Source organism: Mycobacterium sp., from assembly GCF_025965855.1.
Taxonomy (GTDB): domain Bacteria; phylum Actinomycetota; class Actinomycetes; order Mycobacteriales; family Mycobacteriaceae; genus Mycobacterium.
Genome location: NZ_JAOPWB010000328.1, coordinates 1 through 5,474, shown reverse-complemented (window position 1 = coordinate 5,474; position 5,474 = coordinate 1). Strand labels below are relative to the sequence as shown.

General features: G+C 68.2%; 3 protein-coding genes and 1 pseudogene. All 4 read right to left on the bottom strand.

What is annotated here, in order from left to right:
* Positions 1–476, bottom strand: a 476-nt coding sequence (locus JWP83_RS28280) for an acyl-CoA dehydrogenase family protein (RefSeq protein WP_297738221.1), incomplete at its 3' end; no start/stop codon positions are given.
* Positions 473–2,446: an acetyl/propionyl/methylcrotonyl-CoA carboxylase subunit alpha gene (locus JWP83_RS28275; RefSeq protein WP_297738219.1), complete on the bottom strand. Its 1,974-nt coding sequence runs from the start codon at positions 2,444–2,446 to the stop codon at positions 473–475. The genes JWP83_RS28275 and JWP83_RS28280, both read right to left, overlap by 4 nt.
* 2 nt (positions 2,447–2,448) lie before the next feature.
* The gene (locus JWP83_RS28270) at positions 2,449–4,035 is read right to left on the bottom strand and encodes a carboxyl transferase domain-containing protein (protein WP_297738217.1); all 1,587 of its coding nucleotides are present in this window, start codon (positions 4,033–4,035) and stop codon (positions 2,449–2,451) included.
* 151 nt (positions 4,036–4,186) lie between these two features.
* Positions 4,187–5,474 (bottom strand): annotated as a pseudogene (locus JWP83_RS28265) (AMP-binding protein); the annotation flags it as partial.

Here is a 5,474-nt window from a genome sequence, read left to right as displayed (position 1 = left end):
TTGAGGACCCACTGGCCGTCCTCGAGCACCGCGGTCGTGCGCGTGCCGCCGGCGTCGCTGCCCGCCCCCGGCTCGGTCAGGCCGAAGGCGCCGAGCGCGTCGCCCGAGCACAGTCGCGGCAGCCACTCCTGCTTCTGGGCCTCGGTGCCGAAGCGGTAGACCGGCATCGCGCCGAGCGAGCAGCCGGCCTCGAGGGTGATCGCCACGGACTGGTCCACCCGCGCCAGCTCCTCGAGGGCGAGGCAGAGCGCGAAGTAGTCGCCGCCCATGCCGCCGTACTCCTCCGGGAACGGCAGGCCGAACAGGCCCATCTCGGCCATCTTGGCGACGACCTCGTACGGGAAGCTGTGTTCCTCATCGTGTTTGGCCGACACCGGTGCGACCACGGTGCGCGCGAAGTCGGCGACCGTGTCACGAAGGTCCTCGTATTCCTTGGGTAGCGTCCCCCCGGAAATCGTTGTAATCGTTGTCGTCATGATTCCTGATCCTTGATCCGCGCTAAAACCTGATCGACTTTCACCTGATCGCCGACCGACACCAGCACCTCCACTCGCCCCGAAACCGGCGCGGGCAGAGAATGTTCCATCTTCATCGCCTCGACGACGACTATCACGTCGCCCTCGGAGATCTCGTCGCCGGAGCCGACCTGAACGGCGATCACGTTGCCGGGCATGGGGCTGACGACCTCGGCCGGCCGCTCGCCCACCGCGCGGTGAATCTTGTGCTCCTCGGCCTCGCGCAGGTGCCAGGTTCCGCGCTCATCGGCGATCCACAGGTGCCGCTCGGCCTCGGCCCACCAGTATTCGCGGCGCTGGCCGTCCAGCGTCGCACTCATCCGAGCGCCGTCCAGTTGGACACTGGCGGAAACGATCTCACCGTCGCCGACCTGAACCCCGGCGGCCTCGGGCCGTCCCCATACCGACACCGTCTCGCTGCGCAGCGGGGTGCGCATCGCGGTGCGCACCGGCGCCGCGACACCGCCGACCCGCCATCCCGTCGGCGCAGCCCACGGGTTGCCCCGGGCGCGGCGGGCCAAGATCCACTGACGGTAGAGGCCGCCGGCGGCGAGCACGTCGTCTGGCGCCGGCGCAGGCGCGAAGTCTGCCAGCCGCTCCTCCAGCAGCGCGGTGTCCAGATCACCGGCACGCACCCGCTCATCGGCCAGCAGGAAGCGGAGGAATTCGACGTTGGTCTGGACACCCAGGATCACGGTTTGCGCCAGTGCCCGATCGAGTTTCGCGAGCGCCTCCTCGCGATCGTCGCCGTGGGCGATCACCTTGCTCAGCATCGGGTCGTAGTCGCTGCCGACCAGCGTGCCGGCCAGCAGCGACGAGTCCACCCGCACGCCGGCACCGGACGGTTCGAACACCCGCAGCACCTCGCCGCCCGTGGGCAGGAACCCGCGCGCGGGATCCTCGGCGTACACGCGGGCCTCCATCGCGTGCCCGCGCAACTCGATGTCGTTCTGAGCGAACCCCAGCTTCTCGCCGGCGGCCACCCGTAGTTGCCACTCCACCAGGTCCAGGCCGGTGACCGCCTCCGTGACCGGATGCTCCACCTGCAGGCGGGTGTTCATCTCCATGAAGAAGAATTCGTCGGGACGATCGGCGGAGACGATGAACTCCACCGTCCCGGCGCCGACGTAATCGACGCTGCGGGCGGTGTTACAGGCCGCGGAACCGATCCGCGCTCGCGTCCGGGGGTCGAGTAGCGGCGAGGGCGCCTCCTCGATCACCTTCTGGTGGCGCCGCTGCAGGCTGCACTCGCGCTCGCCCAGATGCACCACGTTACCGTGGGTGTCGGCGAGCACCTGCACCTCGATATGCCTGGGCCGCAACACAAACCGCTCGAGAAACAGCGTATCGTCGCCGAAGGAGGAGGCGGCCTCGCGTCGGGCGCCCGCCAGCGCCTCGCGCAGCCGCGCCGGGTCGTCCACCAGCCGCATGCCCTTGCCGCCACCGCCCGCTGACGGCTTGATCAACACCGGATAGCCGACCTCGTCGGCGGCGGCGACGAGGTCGTCGTCGGTCAGGCCCGGCTTGGCCACCCCGGGCACCACCGGAACGTCGAACCCGGCGACGGCGTTCTTCGCGGTGATTTTGTCGCCCATCACCTCGATCGCCCGCGGCGGCGGACCCAGGAACACCACGCCGGCGCGTTCGCAGGCCGCGGCGAAATGTGCGTTTTCCGAAAGGAACCCGTAGCCCGGGTGGATCGCCTCGGACCCGGTGCGCACCGCGGCGTCGACGACCTTGTCGATGTCCAGGTAGCTTTCGCGCGCGGCGGCGGGGCCCAGGCGCACGGCCGTGTCGGCCTCGAGCACGTGCCGCGCGGCGGCGTCGGGGTCGCTGTAGACGGCGACCGATCGGATGCCGAGCCGGCGCAAGGTGCGGATCACGCGGACCGCGATCTCGCCGCGGTTGGCCACTAATACGGTGTCGAACATCTTCACATCCGGAAGACGCCGTAGGAGACCGGTTCCAGCGGCGCGTGGGCACATGCCGAAAGGGCAAGCCCGAGAATCGTTCTGGTATCGGCCGGGTCGATGATGCCGTCGTCCCACAGGCGCGCCGTCGAGTAGTACGGGTTGCCCTGGTTCTCGTATTGCGCCCGGATGGGCGACTTGAACGCCTCCTCCTCGTCGGCCGACCACGGTTTGCCCGACGCGGTGAGCTGCTCACCGCGCACGGTAGCCAGCACCGACGCGGCCTGCTCGCCGCCCATCACCGAGATGCGGGCGTTGGGCCACATCCACAGGAAGCGTGGCGAATACGCCCGTCCGCACATCGAATAGTTGCCCGCCCCGTAGGAGCCGCCGATGACAACGGTGAGCTTGGGCACCCGGGCGCAGGCCACGGCGGTGACCATCTTGGCGCCGTGCTTGGCGATGCCTCCGGCCTCGTAGTCGCGGCCGACCATGAACCCGGCGATGTTCTGCAGAAACAGCAGCGGAATCCGGCGCTTGTCACACAGCTCGATGAAATGCGCCCCCTTCAAAGCCGATTCGCTGAACAGCACACCGTTGTTGGCGACGATGCCGACGGGATGGCCATGGATGCGCGCGAACGCGGTCACCAGTGTCTTGCCGTAATTGGTTTTGAATTCGCTGAATTCGCTGCCGTCGACCAGCCGCACGATGACCTCGTGCACGTCGTAGGGCACCCGCGGATCCGGCGGCACGACGTCATAGAGCTCCGTCTGCGGGTGCCTGGGCTCGACCGAGGGCCGCACCTCCCATTGGCTGGGCTCCCGGGGGCCGAACGTGGCCGCGATGGAGCGGACGATCCGCAGCGCGTGCTCGTCGTCGTCGGCGAGGTGGTCGGTGACACCGGAGACCCGCGAGTGCAGGTCGCCGCCGCCGAGTTTCTCGGCCGAGACGATCTCGCCGGTGGCGGCTTTGACCAGAGGCGGACCGCCGAGAAAGATCGTGCCTTGCTCGCGGACGATGACGGCCTCGTCGCTCATCGCCGGCACGTAGGCGCCGCCCGCCGTGCACGATCCCAACACCGCGGCCACCTGAGGAATCCCCTTGGCGCTCATGGTCGCCTGGTTGTAGAAGATCCGGCCGAAATGCTCACGGTCGGGAAAGACCTCGTCTTGGCGCGGCAGGAATGCACCGCCGGAGTCGACCAGGTAGAGGCACGGCAGCCGATTCTGCAACGCGACTTCCTGCGCGCGCAGGTGCTTCTTGACGGTCATCGGGTAATAGGTGCCGCCCTTGACTGTCGCGTCGTTGGCGACGATCACGCACTCGCGCTCCGACACCCGGCCGATCCCGGTGATGATCCCGGCCCCCGGGGACTCGTCGTCGTACATGCCGCCGGCCGCCAGCGGAGCCAGCTCCAAAAAAGGGCTGCCCGGATCGAGCAAACGATCCACCCGCTCGCGGGGCAGCAGCTTGCCGCGGCTGACGTGGCGTTCCCGCGCGCGTTCATTGCCGCCCAGCGCCGCGGCCGCCAGCTTGGCGTTCAATTCGGCGACCAGCCGCCGGTGTTCGTCGGCGAAAGATGGCGCGGTTTTGACGGCGGTGCTCATGTGTGCCTTTCGGCGAGGGTGGGCATCGCTTCAGCGGCCGTCGCCACCACCTTGTCCATCGCCGCAGCAGCCTCCGATTTCAGTTAATCCTCATTAACTGGCATGAGAATACCATCGCCCACACCGCCGCGTCCAGGGAGGGAACAAGCGCTCAGCCCTGGTCACGGAGGTACTCGATCGCTTGCCGGCGCATGTCGGTTTTGCGCACCTTGCCGGTGACGGTCATCGGAAAATCGTCGACGATCCACAGGTGCCGCGGGATCTTGAACCTGGCGATCCGCCCGGCGCAGAACTCGCGCAGGCCCTCGATGGTCAGCGCCGGGGCCCCGTCGCGCAGCACGACCGCCGCCATGACCTCCTCGCCGTACCGGTCGTCGGGTACCCCGATGACTTGGGCGTCGACGATGTCGGGGTGGGTGTGCAGAAACTCCTCGATCTCACGCGGTGCGATGTTCTCGCCGCCGCGCACGATGAGGTCCTTGATGCGGCCCGTGATCTGGATATAGCCGCACTCATCGATGACGGCCAGATCGCCGGTGTGCATCCAGCCGTCGGCGTCGATGACCTCCGCCGTCCGCTCCGGGTCGTTCCAATAACCGGCCATCACCGAATAGCCCCGCGCGCACAATTCGCCGGCCACCCCGCGCGGCACGGTCTCTCCGCCGGCCGGGTCCACCACCTTGACCTCCAGATGCGGGCCGACCCGGCCGACCGTCGCGACGCGCCGTTCCAGCGGATCGTCGGTGCGCGTCTGCGTAGAAACCGGGCTGGTTTCGGTCATGCCGTAGCAGATGCAGACGCCCGGCATGTGCATGCGCTCGATCACCTTGCGCATCACTTCGACCGGGCACGGTGAGCCGGCCATGATCCCGGTGCGCAGGCCGCCCAGTTCGTACTCGTCGAACTCCGGCAGGCCCAGCTCGGCGATGAACATCGTAGGGACGCCGTAGAGGCTGGTGCAGCGTTCGGCCTGCACCGCCCGCAGGGTGGCGGCGGGGTCGAAGCCGGGCTACGGGATCAACACGCAGGCGCCGTTGCTGGTGGCCGCCAGGTTGCCCATCACCATGCCGAAGCAGTGATAGAAGGGCACCGGGATGCAGATCCGATCCCGCGCGGTGTACCCGAGGAGCTCGCCCACCAGGTAGCCGTTGTTCAGAATGTTGCGGTGACTCAGCGTCGCCGCTTTCGGGTATCCCGTTGTGCCGGAGGTGTATTGGATGTTGATCGGATCGCGGCATTCCAGGGCCGCCGCGATCTCCGCCAGCCCGGCCGGGTCGGTTTCCGTGGCCAGCTCGTCCCAACGCTCACTGTCCAGGAGCACGACGTCGCTCAGCTCCGGGCAGTGTGGCGCCACCTCGCGCAGCATCGCGGCGTAGTCCGTGGTCTTGAAATCTCGGGCGGCGATCACCATCGCGACCCCGGATTGCCTTAGCGCATAT

What these genes read in the sequence shown, in the direction of transcription:
- JWP83_RS28275 (WP_297738219.1), bottom strand. Translation starts at nt 2,446, where the DNA reads ATGTTCGACACCGTATTAGTGGCCAACCGCGGCGAGATCGCGGTCCGC.
- JWP83_RS28270 (WP_297738217.1), bottom strand. Translation starts at nt 4,035, where the DNA reads ATGAGCACCGCCGTCAAAACCGCGCCATCTTTCGCCGACGAACACCGG.